Below are 18,869 nucleotides of genomic sequence, written 5' to 3'. Positions count from 1 at the left end.
GTCATCTTCCTAAGTAATGAATTAGATCAATGATTTGCAGCAAACATATAACGGCACGGTAGTTCCATCTTGGCGCCTTGGAAGGAGAAACTGTGCGGCTGCTGGATTCCCAACTTTCGCTCGAGAACGAATCGGGTGGTTCATTCCCCGGGGCTTCGAAAGGTCGAGTTAAGGGGCCTGCCGAAGATATCGATGCCACCCGGATATTGCTCGTCGATCATCGCTCCAGCTTTTGCGATTCGATGAATGAAGCGTTGCAGCAGCGGGGGCTGCTGATCGATAAGGCACGCGGCACCAATGCGATGGAGACTCCCGCGCTCGCACGGGACTATTCACTGGTTCTGCTGAACTCCATGCAACTCGGCGCCGCAGGACTCAGTGCCGTGCGATCAATCCGGCGAAAGACGAATGCGCCGCTGCTTGTTCTTACCGAGCGCGACAGCGTCGCCTTGCGCCTGGCAGGGCTGGAACTTGGCGCGAGCGACTACCTGGTCAAGCCTTTCACGATGCCCCAGCTGCTGGCGCGCATCAGGGCATTGGCGCGCAACAGCGTTGCACGTCCTCAGCCGATACTTTGGCTGGATGATCTGGAAATCAACGAGCGAGATGCGACGTGCTCCCGCGACGGCAAGGACCTCGGGCTGACCAGGATGGAGTTCGTGCTGTTGCTTGCGCTGCTTCGCAATCAGGGGCGCGTGATGTCGCGCGAAACGCTCGCCCGCGAAGTCTGGGGCACGGAGTTCGATCCCGCCACCAATGCGATCAACGTGGCCATACTGCGCCTGCGCAACAAGGTCGATGCGCCCTTCGACGTGAAGCTGCTGCACACGGTGCGAGGCAAGGGCTACGTGCTCGAACTCAGATCCGGCTCCTGAGCCGACGATCGGCAGGCAGCAGCCCTGCCGTCCGTCCTACGGCAGCTCGCGCGCACTCACAGGGTCTGCCGTCGGCGGCAGCGCGCCGCGCAACGGGCTCGGCGCGAGCTTGCGGTCGTCCGTGGCGGCGCGCGGTGGAGGGATGAGTTCGGTGCCTTCCATGCGGGTGCTGCCGTTTCGTCCCTGCGCAGGTAACGGCGGTGTTGCCGGCAGCAGCGGCGCCGCATCCACGGCGCGCAGCATGAGGTTGCCGGTGTCCGGCTGCGTGCGCTGCTGCATGCCGCGGATCTCGTCGTAGCGGCCATAGGAGAAGGACTCGATGGCGTCCGCATCGCGCATCACGGCGGGACGCAGGAACATCATCAGGTTGCTCTTGGTGCGCGTCCGGTTCTCGTTCTTGAACAGGTTTCCCACCACCGGCACGTCTGCGGCCAGCGGTACCTTCTCGATGGTGTTGTTGTAGGTGTCGGAAAGCAGGCCCCCGAGCATGACCAGGCCCCCGTCTTCCACCAGCACGTTCGACTCGATGGAGCGCTTGTTGGTGGTCGGCCCGTTCTGGTTGTTGACCGTGTTCTGGTCGACCGTCGAGGCTTCCTGGAAGATGGTGAGCTTCACCGTGCCGTTCTCGTTGATGGTCGGGCGCACGCGCAGCGTGAGGCCCACGTCCTTGCGCTCCACGGTGGTGAACGGATTGACGCCGGCCGAGCCGGCCGCGCTCGCGTACTGTCCCGTGACGAAGGGCACGTTCTGGCCGATGACGATACGGGCCTCCTCGTTGTCCAGCGTCAGCAGGTTGGGCGTGGAGAGGATGTTGGCATCGCCGTCGCTGCTGAAGAAGTTGGCGATGGCGCCCAGCACGTACTGGCCGCCGATCCTGCCGCCCACGCCGATGTTCAGCCCCGGCGCGATCTGGCCCGCCACGCCGGCGGCATTGCGTGTGGCCAGTGCCTGGGTGAGCGCGAGGATGTTGTTCCTGTTGAGGCTGGAGTTGGTGCCGATGACCGCGTTGCGGCCCAGCGCGCTCTGCCACTGCACGCCGAAGCTCGCGGCCTTGCTGGCGTTCACCTCGACGATCAGCGCTTCGATCATCACCTGCGCGCGCCGGCCGTCGAGCCTGTCGATCACCGCGCGCATCTGCCTGTATTGCGGCTCGGGGGCGGTGATGATGAGCGAGTTGGTGGACGGGTCGGCCTGGATCTGGCCGCCGGTGGAGGGCTGGTTCGCGTTGTTCAGGGGCGCGTCGGCGGCGCTCGAAGCGCTGCCCTGGCCGCCGCCGTTCAGGCCCACCGGCGAGGCTTGCTGTCCTTGCTGGGGCGAGCCGCCGCCTGCAGCCTGGGACGCGTTCTGCTGGCCCGCCGCCATCGCGGCACGCAGCGTAGCGGCGAGCCGCACCGCATCCGCATTCTTCAGGTAGACCACGTAGATGTTGCCGGCGGCGCCGTTGCCGGTGTCCGCCGGCGCGCGGTCGAGTTTGTCGATCAGCGCGCGCACGAGCTGCATGCGCGCCGGGTTGGCCGCCCGCACGAGCACCGAGTTGCTGCGCGGATCGGCCATCAGGGTGGTGCGGAACGATGTGTCCGCTGCGTTCACGACAGGCATCGCATCCGGTGACCCTGGCATGCTCGACATGCCGGAAATGGCCGGCCCGCCCGATGCACCCGAGCTGCCGCCGTCGATCAGCCGCTGCAGCATCGGCACGATGTCGGCGGCGAGTGCGTACCGCAGCTGGATGATCTCGACGTCGGATGCGTTTGGAACATCCAGCGACGCGATGACGCGCGCGAGCCGGCGCATGTTGTCCGCGTAGTCCGTGATCACGAGCGAGTTGGTGCCCGGGTTCACGTTGATGCTGTTGTTCGGCGCGATCAGCGGACGCAGCACCGGCAGCAGGTTGTTCGGCGACTCGTAGTTGAGCCTGAATATCTGCGTGACGACCTGGTTGCCGGCGTTCGGCGGGATGGCGCCGATCGAGGTGTTGACGCTACCGCTTTGCAGCTTGGCGCTGGCCTCGGGCACCACCTTGTAGAGCCCCTCGGCTTCCACCAGGGCGAAGCCTCGCAGCCGCAGCGCAAGGGCGAACTGGTCGAAGGCCGCGGCCGGAGGGATCGCGCGTTCGGTGGCGAGGTTCATCGTGCCCTTCACCCTCGGGTCGATCACCACGTCGCGGCCGGTGACCACCGCCATGGTGCGGGCCACCGCCTCGATGTCTGCGTTGAAGAAGTTCAGGGTGATGGGCTCGCCGCCGGCGGGCGCCGCCTTGGCGCCTGCGGGCGTGCGAGCCTGCGTCGGGGAGGCGGCAGCGCCGGCGGACAGCAGTGTGACCTTGAGCGAACTGCCCTGTATCTCGGTCTTGTATGAAGCGGGCTGCCACAGGTTCAGCACGACCCGGCTGCGCTCTCCTGCCTGCACGACATTGATCGAACGCAGGTTGGCCTGGTTCACTTCGACGGCCGCGCGGCCGACTTCGCTGGCAACCCCGGGAAAGTCGAGCGCGATGCGCGGTGGGTTCTGTATGGCGAATCCGCCGGGCAGCTCATCGAGCGGCTGCGCCAGGTCGATCTGGACGACCGCGGTTCCATGCTGCACGTAGCCCGATACCGCCTTGACGGTGTTCTGCGCATGGGCCGCGCCCAGTGCGCCGCAAATCAGCAAGCCGAACCATGCGGCGCGAACGCCGCGCGGGCCGTTGGGTGACGCCCTCATGCGTCAGTGCCCGCGCAACCTGGGGTCGCAGAGGTACTTCGCAGCTGCAAGGCTCGTCCGCCCTGGTATGACGCGGGCGGGTTCTTCGTGCATGTTCGAATCGCGAGGCAAAACGGCATCAGGGCCGACAACGATGGTTTGAGTTTCCGCACCGATCCACATCGTTGCTGCTTGGGGCTATGCCGGAAGACGGATGCGCTGTCCGGTACTTCCGGGCACGGATGCTCGCCGATCTGCCTTCATTCCACTAGCCGTCGAAATGAGATTGAGAACCTCATTTTTGCAAGCAATCGGCCAGCGCCCGGGCCGGGATGGCCGGCAATGTAATGGCCCATGAGGCGAGGGGACGCTGGCGCCTGGCGCGCGGGGACCCGTAAGATGCGCTCGCCCGCAGCGGCCGCCGGCCGCGCGTGCTGCAACCGCGTCGTTCCATGCTCGAACTTCTTACCGACCCTCAGGTCTGGATCGCCTTCGCCACTCTGACCGCCCTGGAGCTGGTCCTGGGGATCGACAACATCATCTTCATCTCGATCCTGGTCGACAAGCTGCCCCTGGCCCAGCGGGAGTTCGCGCGGCGCATCGGCCTTTTCATGGCCATGTTCATGCGCATCGGGCTGCTGCTGGTGCTCGCCTGGATCGTCGGCCTGGTGGCGCCGCTGTTCACCGTGTTCAACCAGGAGATCTCGGGGCGCGACCTGATCCTCATCCTGGGCGGGCTTTTCCTGATCTGGAAGAGCACGAGCGAGGTCCACCAGTCGCTCGAAGGCGAGCATGAGCACAAGCAGAGTGCCGTCAAGGCGACCTTCGCCTCGGTGATCCTGCAGATCATGATCATCGACCTGGTGTTCTCGCTCGATTCCATCATCACCGCCGTCGGCATGGTGGACGACGTGCGCGTGATGATCGCCGCAGTGATCGCCTCAGTGCTGCTGATGATGCTGTTCGCCGGCCCCATCGGCCGCTTCGTCTCGGCCCATCCGACCATCAAGATGCTGGCGCTGTCCTTCCTGGTGGTCGTGGGCGTGGTGCTCGTGGCCGAGGGCTTCGACCATCACGTGCCCAAGGGCTATGTGTACTTCGCGATGGCGTTCTCGCTGATCGTGGAGATGCTCAACATCCGCATGCGCACCAAGGCCGCCCGGCGCGTCGAACTGAACCCGCCGCGCATGCCCGGCGATTGAGCCGGGGGGGCTGCGCGGCGTTCGGCCGCCCGGCTATTGCGCGGCGACCTTCACGAACACCGGGTTCGAATAGAACCAGAGGTCGCTGTAGTTGCGCACGTTGATCGCGTTGAAGCGGGCCACGTTGTCGGTGCCCGTGGTCTGCGCGTCGAAGAGCGGCTCGCCGCCGGCCGTTTCGTTGGGCACGTCGGTACCCAGGTTGGTGCCGCGCAGGCGGAAGTACTGGTTGTTGCCGGCCTTCACCGTGTAGCTCACGGCGAAGTAGCCGTCGGCATCGAGCTTCCAGTCGGCGCGCGTGAAGCGCTTGAGCACGCGCGTCGACGGGTTGGTGTCGCGCGAGTAGCCCGGTGTGCCCGGCAGTTCGGGGCCGGTCACGTCGCCCGCGATCAGGTCGATGTGGTCGACCACCGGCTTCACGTTGGCGAAACGGCCGCTGCCGAGCTGGTACTCGAAGTTGTTGCGCTCGGGGCTCTTGAAGCGGATGGTGATCGTCAGGTCTTCACCGGCCTTTGCCGCCACTTCGGAGCCCATCTCGCCGGCCGTCTTGGCGCTCTGGACCTTGAAGTCGAGCGCATCGATCAGGCCGCCGTTCACCGCGAAGAGCTTGCCCGAGCGCATGGCCGTGAGCAGCGACTTCGGATCCTTGATGTTGCCGAACAGATGGTTCTTCGCGTACTCGCCAGGCGCGTAGCCGCTGCTGTACTGGCCCTGCGAGATGGTGAAGTGGTAGTCGGAGTCGGCCACGTTCCAGATGCGGCGGCCTTCGGAGAGCAGCGCGTCCCAGGTGCCGCCGAGCTTGGCGACGAGGTAGTCGACGCCGCCATAGGTGCGCGAAGGCAGGTTGGCATCGATGTAGGCGCTGTTGTAGCCGCCGCGGTCGGGCTCCATCTGGTTGCCGACCATGCCTTCGAGCGAGAAGACGATGTTCGGCGCCAGGTCGTTCATCTCGCGCAGCTGCGCGATCGTGTACTTGCCGGGGTTGCGCGACGGGTGGTTGATCTGCAGGTAGCTGGTTTCGGGGTAGTTCTTCTTGAGCCAGGCGATCGCCGCCATGGTCTCGGCGTGCGTGTTGTAGCCGGTGCCGGCCTTGGGGCCCCAGGCGGCCACGTCGGCGGCCGGGAAGAGCGCCGGATCGCGGTTGGTGAAGAGATACTCGAACTGGCTCACGGCCTTGAGCGCGGCGTCCGACATCGGGTTGTCGGTCAGGATGCCCACGTTGCCGTGGTCGTGCGAGGGCATGTCCCATTCGAAGGCCGCGAAGATGGTCTTGTCGGCGTACTTGCCGCCGGCCTGCAGCGCCTTGATGCGCGGCACCTGGTACTTGGCCATGCCTTCGGAGAACGGAATCTGCGCGGCCAGCTTGTTGCCGTTGTTGTCGTAGGAAGACAGGCGCAGGTGATCGGAGATTGCCGCCCAGTCGAGCCCGAACTGGTCGAAGGCCTTGGCCAGCACCTGGTCGAGCGTGGAGATCTGCTGGGTGTCGTCCGACTGCATCGTGTGGATGTGCAGGTCGCCGACAGTCCATCGGCCCGCCGGGCCGGGAGCCGGCGGCTGTGCCGGGGCGGGTGCGGGTGCCGGCGCAACGGCGGTCGGAGTGCCGGGGGCGGCGGGGAGGAAGGCCGGGCCGCTGGAGCCGCCTCCGCCACCGCAGCCGGTGAGCATCAGGGTGCCGACGGCGAGCGTGGAGAACAGGGTGCGGCGGAACGGCAGGGCGGGCAGGGCGGTCGGGAGGGAGATCGGAAGATTGAACATGGCAGGCTGGAAAAGGAGACGCGCACCTGAAGTGCGCGTCTTCGAGAAAAGCCGCGAGTCTCGGAGGTCGCGATGACGTCCCGATGAAAGTTGAACGAAAGTTCGTTGTCGCCACGCACCACTGGGGCGCTTATGTGCCCTGCGCTCTATAAACTGTGCGGCTCATGAATTCCAGCGCGCCTTCCTCACCGCTCACCGCGTCCGTCGACGAAGAGGTGCTGTCGCGCATGGTGCGCACCGACCAGATGGTGGCGGTGCGCCGCAGCGTGCTCTCGGCCATCCCCATCAACGTGGTGCTGAGCTGCGTCGCGGCGCTGGTCGCCCTGAACGCCGGCCGCGCCTTCGAAGGTCTTTGCTGGCTGCTGCTGTCGCTCATGGTGAACGGCATCCGCAGCTACATCTGCCGCTGGCCCTTCGCGCCCTGGCCGGGCATCGTGCCCGAGAACGGCATCGCGACCTCGCCGGATGCCCGCCCGGTCGAGTGGCATCTGCGGGTCGCGGCGGCCATGGCGGCGGTGTCGGGCTGCGTGTGGGCGCTCATCCCGCTGTTGTGCGACGGGTACTCCTCGCCGCAGGCGGTGTTCTACCTGACGGTGGTGTGCGGTATCTGCGCAGGGGCGGTTACCTACGGCATCGCTTATGCATTCGTGCCTATCAGCTTCATCGTGCCGGCGCTGCTGTCGGTGGCCGGCTGCCTGGCCTATGCGGGCGGCTTCGACAACCTGAGCCTGGCGGCGATGGTGCTGCTGTACCTGGCGGCGCTCGTGCGTGGCGCGGTGCACAGCGACAGGAATTTCCGCGCAAGCAGCCGCATCCGCAACGAGGCCACCGCGATGGCGGTGCAGCTGCGCAAGGCGCACGCGCAGTCGCTCGACGCGACGCAGCAACTGGCCTTCCGCGCCTCGCACGACTCGCTCACCGGCCTGCTCAACCGCGAAGGCTTCACCGACGCGGCCACGCTGCACCTCGCCGCGCACGATGGCCGCCAGCATGCCCTGCTGCTGCTGGACCTCGACGGCTTCAAGGCGGTGAACGACGCCTTCGGCCACAAGGTGGGCGACCGCGTCCTGCAGGACGTGGCCCACTGGCTGCAGCGCGAAACTGCCGAGATGCAGGCCGTGCTCGGCCGTTGGGGCGGTGACGAGTTCGCCTTGCTCTACTGCCTGCGCAATGAACGCCAGGCGCCGCCCGAGATCGCGCAGGCGCTGATCCGCTCCATTTCCTTCGCCACGGCGCACTACGGTGGCCACCTGGGCGTGAGCATCGGCATTTCGCTCTCGGGCGAAGCCGAGGTGGCCGACATGATCAGCTTCGCCGACGAGGCCCTGCACGAGGCCAAGCGCACCGGACGTAACCGCTACCAGGTCTTCGACAGCGCGCTCAACCAGCGCCTGGCCACGCGCCGCGACGTGGAGCGCGACCTGCTGCAGGCCATCGAATCGCGCGGCATCGGCGTGTGGTACCAGCCGATCATGAGCAGCGACGGCAGCGAGGTCCACAGCCTGGAGGCGCTGATGCGCTGGAACCACCCCCGCCACGGCCACATCGCCCCGGAGGACGTGATCTACGCGGCCGCGAGCACCGGCGTGGCCGAGCCGCTGCTGCGGCACCTGGTCGACGAGGTCTGCCGGGGCATGCGCCAGATGGAGGCCGCCGGCTCGAGCCTCGCGGCCGTGCCGGTGGCCGTCAACGTCTCGCCGCGCGAAATGGCACAGCTGGCGGTGGACGACATCGTGCTCGGCATGCTGAAGCTGCGCGGCATCGCGCCGCGGCGGCTGCAGATCGAGATCACGGAGGAGGTGGCGCTCGACACCCACGCCACGCGCGGCCGGCTGAACGCGCTCTCGGCCGCGGGCGTGGCGATCGTGGTCGACGACTTCGGGGTGGGTTACTCGTCGCTGGCCTCGCTGCGCAGCGAATATGTGCGGCAGGTGAAGATCGACCGCAGCTTCATCCTCGACCTGTCGTCCTCGCCGAGCAACGAGGTGCTGGTGGATGCCATCGTGCAGCTCGGCCACTCGCTGGGCGTGCAGGTGGTGGCCGAGGGTGTGGAGACGCAGGCCGAGCTCGACGTGCTGCGCAACCTGGGGTGTGGACTGGTGCAGGGCTATCACCTCGCGCGGCCCGCGCCGCTGCCCGAGGTGATGGCGTGGGCCGCCGCGCGCTCGGCGCCTGCGCCCGCCAGGGCAGGCTGAGCTGCCCCCGCCCGACCCGTTTGATTACGCCAGCAGGTCGCTGAGCGTGCGCGCGATCACCTTGGTCGCGCGGCGCAGGTCCTCCAGCACCACGCGCTCGTCGCTGCGCTTGGCGTGCGATTCGAGCACGGTGCGCGGGCCGGCGCCGTAGATCACGCCGGGAATACCGGCTTCCACGTACAGGCGCACGTCGGTATAGAGCGGGGTGCCCATGGCCTTGATCGGCTCGCCGAACAGCTCGCCGCCATGCTTCTGGATCGCGTCGACCAGCGGCTTGTTGCCCGCCAGGGGCTTCATCGAGTTGGCCAGCAGCAGGCGCTTGATCTCGACGGTGATGCCTTCACTCTCGGCGGCCGCGTCGGCGATCACCTTGCGGATGGTGGCTTCGACCTCGACCGGGTTCTCCTCGGGGATCATGCGGCGGTCGAGCTTGAACACCACCTTGCCCGGAACCACGTTGGTGTTGGTGCCGCCCTCGATGCGGCCGACGTTCAGATACGGGTGCGTGATGCCCTCGACCTTCGACGTGACCTGCTTGTAGAGGGTGTTCTGTGCATAGAGCGCGTTCAGGATCTTCGTGGCGCCCTGCAGCGCGTCGATGCCGGTGGCCGGCACGGCGGCGTGCGCCATCTTGCCGTGCACCGTCACCTCCATCTGCAGGCAGCCGTTGTGCGCCGTGACCACTTCGTAGCTGAAGCCGGCCGCGATCATCAGGTCGGGCTTGGTCAGCCCCTTTTCGAGCAGCCAGCCCGGGCCCAGGATGCCGCCGAACTCCTCGTCGTAGGTGAAGTGCAGCTCGATGCTGCCCTTGGCCGGCTTGGCCACCGCCTCGAGGGCGCGCAGCGCGAAGGTGAAGCTGGCGAAGTCGCTCTTGCTCACGGCGGCGGCGCGGCCGTAGAGGCTGCCGTCGACGATCTCGCCGCCGTACGGGTCGTGCGTCCAGCCTTCGCCGGGCGGCACCACGTCGCCGTGCGCGTTCAGCGCCACCGTGCGGCCGCCGTCGCCGTACTTGCGGCGCACGATCAGGTTGGTGATCGATTCGAGGCCGTAGTCCTTCACTTCCTGCGCGGGCACGGCGTGCTTCTCGGCCGTGAGGCCGAAGTCGTTCAGCAGCTCGGCGGTGCGCTCGGCGTGCGGCGCGTTGTTGCCCGGCGGCGTGTCGGTGGGCACCTGCACCAGTTGCTGCAGGAACTTCACTTCCTCGTCGAAGTGGGCGTCGATCCAGGCGTCGAGCTTGGCGTAGTCGGTCATGGCGTTTTTTCTGTGTTTCAGTGGGCTTGTTCGGTCGCCAGGTTGTCCAGCAGGAGCTGGAAGGCCTCCACGGCGAGCTGGATGTCGTCGTTGGTGCTCGATTCGAGCGGGTTGTGGCTGATGCCCGAGTTGATGCCGCGCACGAACAGCATCGCCTGCGGCATCACCTCGTGCAGCTTCATGGCGTCGTGGCCGGCGCCGCTGGGCATGCGAAAGAGCGGAATACCCAGCGCGTCGACGGCCTTTTCCCAGCGTTGCTGCCAGGCGGGCGCGCTGGGCGCGGCGGCCGCGCGCATGGTTTCCTCAAGCTCGTAGCGAACGCCGCGGCGCTCGCAGATGTCCTTCAGCGCCGCGACCACGTCGTTGGCCAGCGCGTCGCGCTGCGCGTTGTTGGGCGCGCGCAGGTCGAGGCTGAACTTGCAGCGCCCCGGCACCACGTTGATGGAACCGCTGGGCACTTCGAGCATGCCGACGGTGCCGACCGAGTCGCCGTCCTTCGCGGCGCGCTGCTCGGTGTAGAGGATCAGCTCGGCCACGGCCGCGGCCGCGTCGCGGCGGCGGTCCATGGGCGTGGTGCCGGCGTGGCTGGCCATGCCGATCACCTCGCCCACGTAGCGAACGCTGCCGTTGATGGAGGTGACGATGCCCAGCGGCAGGTCGAGCTCGGTGAGCACCGGGCCCTGCTCGATATGCACTTCGACGAAGCCGAGGTAGCGGGCCGGGTCGCGCTGGATCTTCGGAATGTCTTCCTGCTTCAGTCCCGCGTGCTGCATGGCCTCGCGCATGGTGATGCCGTCGACGTCCTTCTGGTCGAGCCAGCGCTGGTCGAAGTGGCCGATGAGCGCGCCCGAGCCAAGGAAGGTCGCCTTGTAGCGCTGGCCTTCCTCCTCGGCGAAGCCCACCACCTCGAAGGCGAAGGGCAGGCGCCTGTTCTGGCGCTTGAGCTCGCGCACGCAGGCCATCGGCACGAAGATGCCGAGGCGGCCGTCGTACTTGCCTCCGTTGCGCACGGTGTCGTAGTGCGAGCCGGTCAGCAGGGTCTTTGCGTCGGGCGTGGCGCCAGAACCTTCGACGAAGCCTGCGGCTTCATAGCGGCCGACCACGTTGCCCACGGCGTCGATGTGCACCGAGTCGAAGCCCACGTCGCGCATCAGCGCACTGATCTGCGCGGCGCAGGCGCGGTGCGCGTCGGTCAGGTAGGTGACGGTGAGCTGGCCCTTCTCGGCATAGCCGGGGTCGGTGTGCACCGAGAGCTGCTCCTGCCAGTCCCACACGTCGTTGCCGAGCGTGATGTCGGCGGCGAACTTGTCGTCGAGGCGGATCTCGGCGATGCGATGGATGTTGCGCAGCGCCTCGCCGAGTTCGAAGCCGGGGTGGTTGTGCAGCCGGCGAGCGAAGGTCTCGATGATCTCGCGCTTGGCCAGCCCGGTGCCGCGCGGGCCGCGCACCGCTAGGATGAAGGGAAATCCGAACTTGGCGTTGTAGTCGGCGTTGAGCTGCTGGATCTTCGCGAACTCCTCGGGCGTGCAGTCGGTCAGGCCGGCCTTGCTCTGCTCGTTGGTCGATTCGGCTGTCAGCGTCTTGCTGACCATGGCCTTGCCGGCGAGCTCGGGGTGGGCGCGGATCAGGCCGATCTGCTCATCGGCCGACGAAGCGGCCAGCGCCTGCACCAGCGCATGCTTGAGGTGCGCGAGCGAGCGGAAGGGGCGCGCGGCGAGGGCGCGCTCGGCGATCCACGGCGAGTGCTCGTAGATGCCGTCGAGCAGCGCGACGGCTTCGGCCGGCGCCGCGGCGTTGAGTTGGGCGATGGTGAGGCTCATGATGCGGCTCCGGCTTCAAAGGGATGCGCCTGCTTCCAGTGGCGCGCGATGTCCACGCGGCGGCAGACCCACACCTTGTCGTGCTTGGCGATGTGGTCGAGGAAGCGCTGCAGCGCGGTGATGCGCCCGGGCCGGCCGAGCAGGCGGCAATGCATGCCGATGCTCATCATCTTCGGGCTGTCGTCGCCGTTCGGGTCGCCTTCGGCATAGAGCGCGTCGAAGCTGTCCTTCATGTACTGGAAGAACGGGTCGGCGTGCGAGTAGCCCTGCGGCAGCGCGAAGCGCATGTCGTTGCAGTCGAGCGTGTAGGGCACGATGAGCTGCGGCACGACGGTGCCGTCGGTCTTCTGCACCTTCATCCAGAAGGGCAGGTCGTCGCCGTAGTAGTCGCTGTCGTATTCGAAGCCGCCGTAGTCGGCCACGAGGCGGCGCGTGCGGGGGCTGTCGCGGCCGGTGTACCAGCCCACGGCGCGCTCGCCGGTGAGCTTCTCGATGGCTTCCATGCCCAGGCGCATGTGTTCGCGCTCGGTGGCCTCGTCGATGTTCTGGTAATGGATCCAGCGCCAGCCGTGGCAGGCGATCTCGTGGCCCAGTTCCTTGAAAGCGGCGGTCAGCTCCGGATAGCGCTGCAGCGCCATGCCCACGCCGAACACGGTGAGCGGCAACCCGCGCTTCTCGAACTCGCGCAGGATGCGCCATACGCCGGCACGCGAGCCGTACTCGTAGATGCCTTCCATGCTGATGTGCCGGTCGGGAAAGCTCGCCGGGTTGAACATCTCCGAGAGGAACTGCTCGGAGCCCGCGTCGCCGTGCAGCGTGGCGTTCTCGCCGCCTTCCTCGTAGTTCAGCACGAACTGCACGGCGACGCGCGCGCCGTTCGGCCATTGCGCATGGGGCGGGTTGCGGCCGTAGCCGATCAGGTCGCGCGGATAGGGCAGGGTGGAGTCGTAGACAGTCATTGTGTGGATCAGGACAACGCCAGCGAGATGTCGTTGGTCGGCACCTTGCGGTCGAAGGTGAGGTTGGCCTCGACGTGCTCGAGGTGTTCGGTCATGAGGCGCACGGCGCGCTCCTCGTCGCGCGCGGCCAGCGCCTTCACGATGTCGGCGTGCTCGTCGTTGGAGTGCTCGGCCGCGCTGGCGCTCTGGTACATCAGCGTGATGAGGGCGCAGCGCGAGATGAGCTCGCCCAGGATCTGCGCCAGCACCTGGTTGCCCATGAGCTCGGCCATGCGCACGTGGAAGTCGCCCAGCAGCTCGGTGCGGCCGGAGACGTCTTCGCCCGACACGGCGGACTTCTCGAGCGCCACGTGCTCCTTCAGCGCCTTGATCTTGGCCGGGGTGACGGTGCGCACGAACTCGCGCGTCATCTCGGCCTCGAGCATGCGGCGCACCGCGAACACCTGCTTGGCCTCGTCGACTGCGGGCGCGGCCACGAAGGCGCCGCGCGCGGGCTCCAGCCGGATGAGCTTGTTCTGCGACAGCTGGAACAGCGCTTGGCGCACCAGCGTGCGCGAGACGCCGAAGTGATCGGCCAGCTTCTGCTCAGCCAGCTTGGTGCCGGGCTGAAGCCGGTGCTCGACGATGGCCTTTGTGAGGGCATCGACGATCGAACGGGTGGTGGAGGACTCCATGTTTTTCATGATAGACCCAAAGCCGGTAACTGTATACACTTTTGTCCACCGGAATTTCCCGCACCCACCGATCCGAGCTTTTCGGATTTTCAAGGAGCGCCCCATGGGCCTGAGCACTCACGTACTGGACACGATGCACGGCGGCCCCGCGGCCGGCATGGAGGTTGCGCTGTACACCACCGACGGCGACGTCGCCACCTTGGTGAAGCGCTTCACGCTGAATTCGGACGGCCGCAGCGACGGGCCTCTCTACGACAACAATTCGCTGAAGGTCGGCACCTATCGCCTGGTGTTCGACGTGGCCGGCTACTTCAAGGCCCTCGGCGTCAAGCTGCCGGAGCCGAACTTCCTGAACAAGGTCTCGCTGGACTTCGGCGTGGCCCACACCGACCAGCACTACCACGTGCCGCTGCTCGTGAGCCCGTGGAGCTACTCCACCTACCGCGGCTCCTGAGCCGGGGCTTCAGTCGCCTTGTTGCTGGCCTTCGGTCAGGGTGTCGAGTTGGAAGCGTCCGCTCTCGTCCCACAGCCAGGTGTCCGTCCAGGTGACGGAGCCCAGGCGCGTTGCCGAAGGGAAGGGCGACGCCTTCAGCACCGTGCGCTCGATCTCGGCAATCACTTCGGGCGCATGCTTGGGCGCGCGCAGCCAGTGCATCGAACGCACCTTGCCGCCAGCGTCGATGTTCACCTCGAGCGTGCCGACCGCGTACAGCACCGGCGGCAGCTGGCCCTTGTAGATGCGCGAGCGGTTGGCTTCATAGACATGGCGCGCGGCATCGCGGCGATAGGCGCGTGCGGAAGAAGCACTGGATGCGGACGGCACCGGCCCGGCCCCGACATCGCCGCTGGCCCCGCTCAGCTGGCCGGGCACCGACCCGGTGGAGCCGCAGCCGGCAAGCCAGAGGGCCGAAACAACAGAAGCTGCAAGTGCGAGGCGGCGAGGCGTAAGCTGGCGATTCATGGCCGGGTTTATACCGTGAGTCGTCGCGCGCCCGGCAACCGAAGGTATCGATGACGATGAGCGGTGCGGTCGATCAATTGCTGGCGCGCCTGCGCCATGAAGACGCGGTGCTGGTGCGCGTCGAGTCCACACAGGGCTCGGCGCCGCGCGAGGCCGGGACCTGGATGGCCGTGTGGGCCGACGGCCTGACCGCCACCATCGGCGGCGGGCAGCTGGAGTTCCAGGCGACCAAGGAAGCGCGCGAGCTGCTGGCAGGCACGCGCAAGCCCTTCGACGGCATCCAGCGCTATCCGCTAGGACCCAGCCTGGGGCAGTGCTGCGGCGGGGTGATGTTCCTCTCCTACGAACGCATCACCTCCGCCGATGCGCCGAGGCTGCAGCAGGACCTGCTCGCTCAGCTCGAGCCGGTGGCCCTTTTCGGCGGCGGGCACGTGGGCGCGGCGCTGGCCCGACTGCTGTCGACGCTGCCGTTCTCGGTGCGCTGGATCGACAGCCGCGACGGCGTCTTCCCCGAAGAGTTGCCCGCGCAGATCGACACCGAGCATTCCGAGCCGGTGCAGGACGCCGTGGCCGCGCTCGCGCCGGGCAGCCGCGTGCTCATCATGAGCTTCAGCCATGCCGAAGACCTGGACATCGTCATCGCCTGCCTCAAGCGCCTGCGCGAGCGTGACGACTTGCCCTACATCGGCCTGATCGGCAGCAAGACCAAATGGGCCACCTTCAGCCACCGGCTGGAGGCGCGCGGCTTCACGGCCGACGAACTGGCCCGCGTCACCTGCCCGATCGGCGTGCCCGGCATCACGGGCAAGGAGCCCGAGGTCATCGCGGTGGCGGTGGCGGCACAGTTGTTGCAATCGCTGGGCTGAACAGGGTTTTCCCGGCGGTCGCATCCCAAAAAAACCGCACCCTCCCTTGCCAAAACTGTATACACTTTCGGTCCACAACAAGCCGCAGCGGAGCGAGGCCCATCTGCCCATGGAGCCTGCGTTCGCGGCACTTTCTCTGCTTACAGCGCCCGCGGTGGTGAGCAGGCTGAAACCCTTTCCTGGCGTCCTCACGCGCCAATCGGGTTGAGAGAGAAGCATATGGAAAGCTACTACCTCGACTGGGCCAACCTGCTGCTGCGCTGGGTCCACGTCATCACCGCCATCGCCTGGATCGGCGCCTCCTTCTACTTCGTGATGCTGGACAACAGCCTCGAGAAGCCGCAGGACCAGGAATCGCTCGACAAGGGCGTGGGCGGCGAGCAATGGGCCGTGCACGGCGGCGGCTTCTACAACATGCAGAAGTACGCGCTGGCGCCCAAGAAGCTGCCGGACCACCTGCACTGGTCTTACTGGGAGAGCTATTCCACCTGGATCACGGGTTTCTCGCTGTTCACCATGTCGTACCTGTGGAACGCGAGCACCTACCTCATCGACAAGTCGAAGATGGACTGGCAGCCCGGCGCCGCCATCGCCGTGGCGCTGGCATTCTTCGTCGTGTTCTGGATGGTCTACGACGGCATCTGCCAGATCTTCGGACGCCGCAAGCACGGCGACACCATCGTCGGCGTGCTGATCGCCGTCTTCATCGCCTTCGCGACCTGGCTGGCCTGCCAGTGGTTCGCGGGTCGCGCGGCCTTCCTGCTGGTGGGCGCCATGATGGCCACGACCATGAGCGGCAACGTGTTCTTCTGGATCATCCCCGGCCAGCGCAAGAACGTGGCGGCGCTGCGCGAAGGCAGGCCGGTGGACCCGGTGCACGGCCAGCGCGGCAAGCAGCGCAGCGTGCACAACACCTACTTCACGCTGCCGGTGCTGTTCGCGATGCTGAGCAACCACTACAGCTTCGCCTACACGCACAAGTACAACTGGATCGTGCTGCTGCTGATCATGCTCGGCGGCGCGGCCATCCGCCAGTTCTTCGTGGTGCGGCACCGCTTCAAGCTGGGCAACGCGGGCAATCCGCTGCCCTATGCGCTGGTCGGCATCGTGGTGCTGGGCCTGACGATCGTGTGGATGAAGCCAGAGCAGGTCGCCGCGCCCGCGGTGGCTGCCGCCGCTCCGGCCGTGCAGTTCAAGGACGTGCAGAAGGTGCTCGAGCAGCGCTGCTTCATGTGCCACGGCCCTGCCGTGCAGATGAAGAACGTGCGCGTCGATTCGCCCGAGCAGGTGGCGGCCCACGCCCAGGCCATCTACCAGCAGGTGGTGGTCACCAAGATCATGCCGATGAACAACGCCACGGGCATCACCGACGAAGAGCGGGCCCTGGTCGGCCGCTGGTTCCAGGCAGGCGCAAAGACCAACTAGTCAGACAGAAGTTGACCGGCGGCAAGCGGGGCCGGTCGCGGTCCGCAGCACAATCGCCGGATTGGAGACAAAGCAGCAATGACGACCGCATCGACCCCGGCCTTCGGCCCCGCCCCCGATCCGCGCGAAGCCCCGCGCGCCTTCCTCGAACATCTCTACCGCGTGGCGGTGGACCGCGCGCTGCCGCTGTCCACGCTGGGCGCCCACCTGCCGCCGCCACCCAAGGGCCGGACGCTGGTGCTGGGCGCCGGCAAGGCCGGCGGCTCGATGGTGCACGCGCTGGAGGCCCTGTGGCCGGCCGACGCGCCGCTGTCGGGGCTGGTCGTCACGCGCTACGACCACATTCCGCCGCGCCCGGAAGGGCTGCCGCAGCGCATCGAGATCGTCGAGGCCGCGCACCCCGTGCCCGACGCGGCGGGCCAGCAGGCGGCCGAGCGCATCCTCGCGCTGACGAAGGGCCTCACGGCAGACGACCTCGTGCTGTGCCTGATTTCCGGCGGCGGCTCGTCGCTGCTGGTGCTGCCCGCCGAAGGGCTGACGCTGGCCGACAAGCAGCGCATCAACAAGCAGCTGCTCGAAAGCGGTGCCGGCATCGGCGAGATGAACTGCGTGCGCAAGCACCTGTCGCGCATCAAGGGCGGCCGGCTGGCGGCGGCATGCGCGCCGGCCCGCGTGGTGACGCTGACCATCAGCGACGTGCCCGGCGACGATCCGGCCGTCATCGCCAGCGGCCCGACCGTGCCGGACGCCACCACCTGCGCCGACGCGCTGGCCATCCTCGACCGCTACGGCATCGAGGTGCCCGCGCCGGTGCGTGCGCGCCTCGAGAGCGGCGAACTCGAGACGCCCAAGCCGGACGACGCCGTGTTCAAGGGCCACGAGACGCACATGATCGCCACGCCCCAGCAGTCGCTCGAAGCGGCGGCGCGGGCGGCGCGCGAGGCCGGCATGGAGGCGCACATCCTCAGCGACGAGATGGAAGGCGAGTCGCGCGAAGTCGGTAAGGTGCATGCCGCGCTCGCGCGCGCCGTGGCGCACCGCGGCGAGCCTTTCGCGCGGCCCTGCGTCATTCTTTCGGGCGGCGAGACCACCGTGACGATCCGTCCCCGCCAGCCGGGCCAGGCCAAGGGCAGGGGCGGGCGGGCCGGCGAGTTCTGCATGGGACTGGCCGGGGCACTCATGGGCCAGCCGCAGGTGTGGGCGTTGGCGGCCGACACCGATGGCATCGACGGCGTGGAAGACAACGCCGGCGCCTTCGTCACCCCGGATACGCTGGCGCGCGCCACGGCCGCCGGAAAGAAGCTGTCCGACCACCTCGACCGCAACGACGCCTACGGCTACTTCGACGCCATCGGCGACCTGTTCGTGACCGGGCCCACGAACACCAACGTCAACGACTTCCGCGCGCTGCTGGTGTTGTAGTCGGGCGGCTGAAGGAGCGGCTCCCCGTTACTCCTTCAGCACCATGTCGATGCACATCACGGCCGCCATGATCAGCAGGCGGCGGGCGTCGCTGGCCGGCACGCCCGGGTCGATCGAAAGCATGTAGTTGTCGGCGGTGGTGAAGAGCTCCTTGCCCAGCCCCGCCCACTTCTTGGACACGGCGGCAAGCTCGCTGCTGCCCTGCACGAAGCGGAAGTCCCAGCTGGCCCACTTGCCCCTGAGCGTGCAGACGACCTGCTCCTGCGCGTCGAGCACATCGAACTTGCCGCCGATGGAGAAGAGCTTCTGCTTGAACGAGCCGACCAGCCGGTCGTTCTCATCCAGCACCTCCACTTTCGACAGGAAGATGGAAACGCCTCGCCTGACCGACAGCACCTTCTGTCCCTCGGGCGTCGACACCACCACGTTGAAGGGCGTGAAGCGCTTGTAGTCGGTGAAGCGCAGCAGCTTGCTGAAGAAGCCCAGGTCGGGCTCGCGGCATTCCAGAATCTTCTGCTGCGAGTGCGGGTCGAAGATGTCGTAGTTGTTGGCCGCCTTGAAGATGCCGACGTGCTCCTTGATGAAAAACAGGTTGTTGCGCAGTGCCGAGTGCATGGTTCCTCTGATCCCTCTTGGTGTTGGTTGGGCGGCGATTATGTTCGGCGCGCATGGCTGGTCCGGCCCTCGCCGGTGGCCGCCCAGCCGGCGAGGTTTGTGAACTCGGGTTAATCTATGCCCCCTGCGGCCCGTGGCCGCCGCCGCCGTCGCCACCCCCGGTGCCGCGC

General features: G+C 67.2%; 15 protein-coding genes. 7 read left to right on the top strand and 8 right to left on the bottom strand.

Annotation, left to right across the window (positions count from 1 at the left end):
* Positions 1–92 precede the first annotated feature (92 nt).
* Entirely contained in the window at positions 93–875 is a 783-nt protein-coding gene (locus tag ABL838_RS22555; RefSeq protein WP_418121991.1) for a winged helix-turn-helix domain-containing protein, read from the top strand.
* A gap of 36 nt (positions 876–911) precedes the next feature.
* Here ABL838_RS22555 and gspD read toward each other — a convergent pair whose 3' ends face one another.
* On the bottom strand, positions 912–3,578 hold the full coding sequence (gspD, locus tag ABL838_RS22550) for a type II secretion system secretin GspD (RefSeq protein WP_418121990.1): 2,667 nt from the start codon (positions 3,576–3,578) through the stop codon (positions 912–914).
* A gap of 431 nt (positions 3,579–4,009) precedes the next feature.
* On the opposite strand from gspD, the gene ABL838_RS22545 reads away from it, so the two are divergent.
* Positions 4,010–4,759, top strand: a complete 750-nt coding sequence (locus ABL838_RS22545; RefSeq protein WP_126024292.1) for a TerC family protein — start codon at positions 4,010–4,012, stop codon at positions 4,757–4,759.
* 33 nt (positions 4,760–4,792) lie between these two features.
* Here ABL838_RS22545 and ABL838_RS22540 read toward each other — a convergent pair whose 3' ends face one another.
* Complete coding sequence (locus tag ABL838_RS22540) at positions 4,793–6,511, bottom strand: S-layer protein (RefSeq protein ID WP_418121989.1); 1,719 nt, start codon at positions 6,509–6,511, stop codon at positions 4,793–4,795.
* Between the two features lie 164 nt (positions 6,512–6,675).
* Between ABL838_RS22540 and ABL838_RS22535 the strand changes: the two genes are divergently transcribed.
* Entirely contained in the window at positions 6,676–8,706 is a 2,031-nt protein-coding gene (locus ABL838_RS22535) for a putative bifunctional diguanylate cyclase/phosphodiesterase (RefSeq protein WP_418121988.1), read from the top strand.
* A 24-nt stretch (positions 8,707–8,730) separates the two neighbouring features.
* Here the strand turns inward: ABL838_RS22535 and ABL838_RS22530 are convergent, their stop codons facing one another.
* From ABL838_RS22530 to ABL838_RS22515, 4 genes are read right to left on the bottom strand one after another with little or no spacing between them, the layout of a single operon-like run.
* On the bottom strand, positions 8,731–9,957 hold the full coding sequence (locus tag ABL838_RS22530; RefSeq protein ID WP_126024294.1) for a M20 family metallopeptidase: 1,227 nt from the start codon (positions 9,955–9,957) through the stop codon (positions 8,731–8,733).
* Between the two features lie 17 nt (positions 9,958–9,974).
* Positions 9,975–11,777, bottom strand: coding sequence for a 2-oxo-4-hydroxy-4-carboxy-5-ureidoimidazoline decarboxylase (gene uraD, locus ABL838_RS22525; protein WP_418121987.1), 1,803 nt, complete (start codon positions 11,775–11,777; stop codon positions 9,975–9,977).
* The gene (gene puuE / locus ABL838_RS22520) at positions 11,774–12,736 is read right to left on the bottom strand and encodes an allantoinase PuuE (protein WP_126024296.1); all 963 of its coding nucleotides are present in this window, start codon (positions 12,734–12,736) and stop codon (positions 11,774–11,776) included. Before puuE ends, uraD begins: the two co-directional genes overlap by 4 nt.
* Before the next feature lie 8 nt (positions 12,737–12,744).
* On the bottom strand, positions 12,745–13,419 hold the full coding sequence (locus ABL838_RS22515; protein ID WP_019655080.1) for a GntR family transcriptional regulator: 675 nt from the start codon (positions 13,417–13,419) through the stop codon (positions 12,745–12,747).
* Positions 13,420–13,513: 94 nt separating this feature from the next.
* Between ABL838_RS22515 and uraH the strand changes: the two genes are divergently transcribed.
* A complete protein-coding gene (gene uraH, locus ABL838_RS22510) occupies positions 13,514–13,864 on the top strand; it encodes a hydroxyisourate hydrolase (RefSeq protein ID WP_184641509.1) in 351 nt (116 codons plus the stop codon).
* A gap of 9 nt (positions 13,865–13,873) precedes the next feature.
* Here the strand turns inward: uraH and ABL838_RS22505 are convergent, their stop codons facing one another.
* Positions 13,874–14,371 carry a hypothetical protein gene (locus ABL838_RS22505; RefSeq protein ID WP_418121986.1) on the bottom strand — a complete coding sequence of 166 codons (498 nt, stop codon included), beginning with the start codon at positions 14,369–14,371 and terminating at the stop codon, positions 13,874–13,876.
* 56 nt (positions 14,372–14,427) lie between these two features.
* Between ABL838_RS22505 and xdhC the strand changes: the two genes are divergently transcribed.
* The 3 genes from xdhC to ABL838_RS22490 all read left to right on the top strand — a co-directional run bounded on the left by xdhC (position 14,428) and on the right by ABL838_RS22490 (position 18,084).
* Positions 14,428–15,237, top strand: a complete 810-nt coding sequence (gene xdhC, locus ABL838_RS22500; protein WP_418125895.1) for a xanthine dehydrogenase accessory protein XdhC — start codon at positions 14,428–14,430, stop codon at positions 15,235–15,237.
* A 219-nt stretch (positions 15,238–15,456) separates the two neighbouring features.
* Complete coding sequence (locus ABL838_RS22495; RefSeq protein WP_418117405.1) at positions 15,457–16,662, top strand: urate hydroxylase PuuD; 1,206 nt, start codon at positions 15,457–15,459, stop codon at positions 16,660–16,662.
* A gap of 78 nt (positions 16,663–16,740) precedes the next feature.
* Positions 16,741–18,084, top strand: a complete 1,344-nt coding sequence (locus tag ABL838_RS22490) for a glycerate kinase type-2 family protein (protein ID WP_418121985.1) — start codon at positions 16,741–16,743, stop codon at positions 18,082–18,084.
* Positions 18,085–18,111: 27 nt separating this feature from the next.
* Here ABL838_RS22490 and ABL838_RS22485 read toward each other — a convergent pair whose 3' ends face one another.
* On the bottom strand, positions 18,112–18,699 hold the full coding sequence (locus ABL838_RS22485) for a phospholipid scramblase-related protein (RefSeq protein WP_418121984.1): 588 nt from the start codon (positions 18,697–18,699) through the stop codon (positions 18,112–18,114).
* Between the last annotated feature and the right edge of the window lie 170 nt (positions 18,700–18,869).

Origin of the sequence: Variovorax sp. 160MFSha2.1 (genome assembly GCF_048305075.1) — a bacterium.
Lineage (GTDB): Bacteria > Pseudomonadota > Gammaproteobacteria > Burkholderiales > Burkholderiaceae_C > Variovorax > Variovorax guangxiensis.
Note: the sequence above shows the minus strand (reverse complement) of the source record. Positions and strands in the feature narration are given on the sequence as shown.

Excerpts from the sequence above, each read along its gene's own strand:
- gspD (WP_418121990.1), bottom strand. The coding sequence starts at position 3,578 with ATGAGGGCGTCACCCAACGGCCCGCGCGGCGTTCGCGCCGCATGGTTC.
- ABL838_RS22545 (WP_126024292.1), top strand. The coding sequence starts at position 4,010 with ATGCTCGAACTTCTTACCGACCCTCAGGTCTGGATCGCCTTCGCCACT.
- ABL838_RS22540 (WP_418121989.1), bottom strand. The coding sequence starts at position 6,511 with ATGTTCAATCTTCCGATCTCCCTCCCGACCGCCCTGCCCGCCCTGCCG.
- ABL838_RS22535 (WP_418121988.1), top strand. The coding sequence starts at position 6,676 with ATGAATTCCAGCGCGCCTTCCTCACCGCTCACCGCGTCCGTCGACGAA.
- ABL838_RS22530 (WP_126024294.1), bottom strand. The coding sequence starts at position 9,957 with ATGACCGACTACGCCAAGCTCGACGCCTGGATCGACGCCCACTTCGAC.
- uraD (WP_418121987.1), bottom strand. The coding sequence starts at position 11,777 with ATGAGCCTCACCATCGCCCAACTCAACGCCGCGGCGCCGGCCGAAGCC.
- puuE (WP_126024296.1), bottom strand. The coding sequence starts at position 12,736 with ATGACTGTCTACGACTCCACCCTGCCCTATCCGCGCGACCTGATCGGC.
- ABL838_RS22515 (WP_019655080.1), bottom strand. The coding sequence starts at position 13,419 with ATGAAAAACATGGAGTCCTCCACCACCCGTTCGATCGTCGATGCCCTC.
- uraH (WP_184641509.1), top strand. The coding sequence starts at position 13,514 with ATGGGCCTGAGCACTCACGTACTGGACACGATGCACGGCGGCCCCGCG.
- ABL838_RS22505 (WP_418121986.1), bottom strand. The coding sequence starts at position 14,371 with ATGAATCGCCAGCTTACGCCTCGCCGCCTCGCACTTGCAGCTTCTGTT.
- xdhC (WP_418125895.1), top strand. The coding sequence starts at position 14,428 with ATGAGCGGTGCGGTCGATCAATTGCTGGCGCGCCTGCGCCATGAAGAC.
- ABL838_RS22495 (WP_418117405.1), top strand. The coding sequence starts at position 15,457 with ATGGAAAGCTACTACCTCGACTGGGCCAACCTGCTGCTGCGCTGGGTC.
- ABL838_RS22490 (WP_418121985.1), top strand. The coding sequence starts at position 16,741 with ATGACGACCGCATCGACCCCGGCCTTCGGCCCCGCCCCCGATCCGCGC.
- ABL838_RS22485 (WP_418121984.1), bottom strand. The coding sequence starts at position 18,699 with ATGCACTCGGCACTGCGCAACAACCTGTTTTTCATCAAGGAGCACGTC.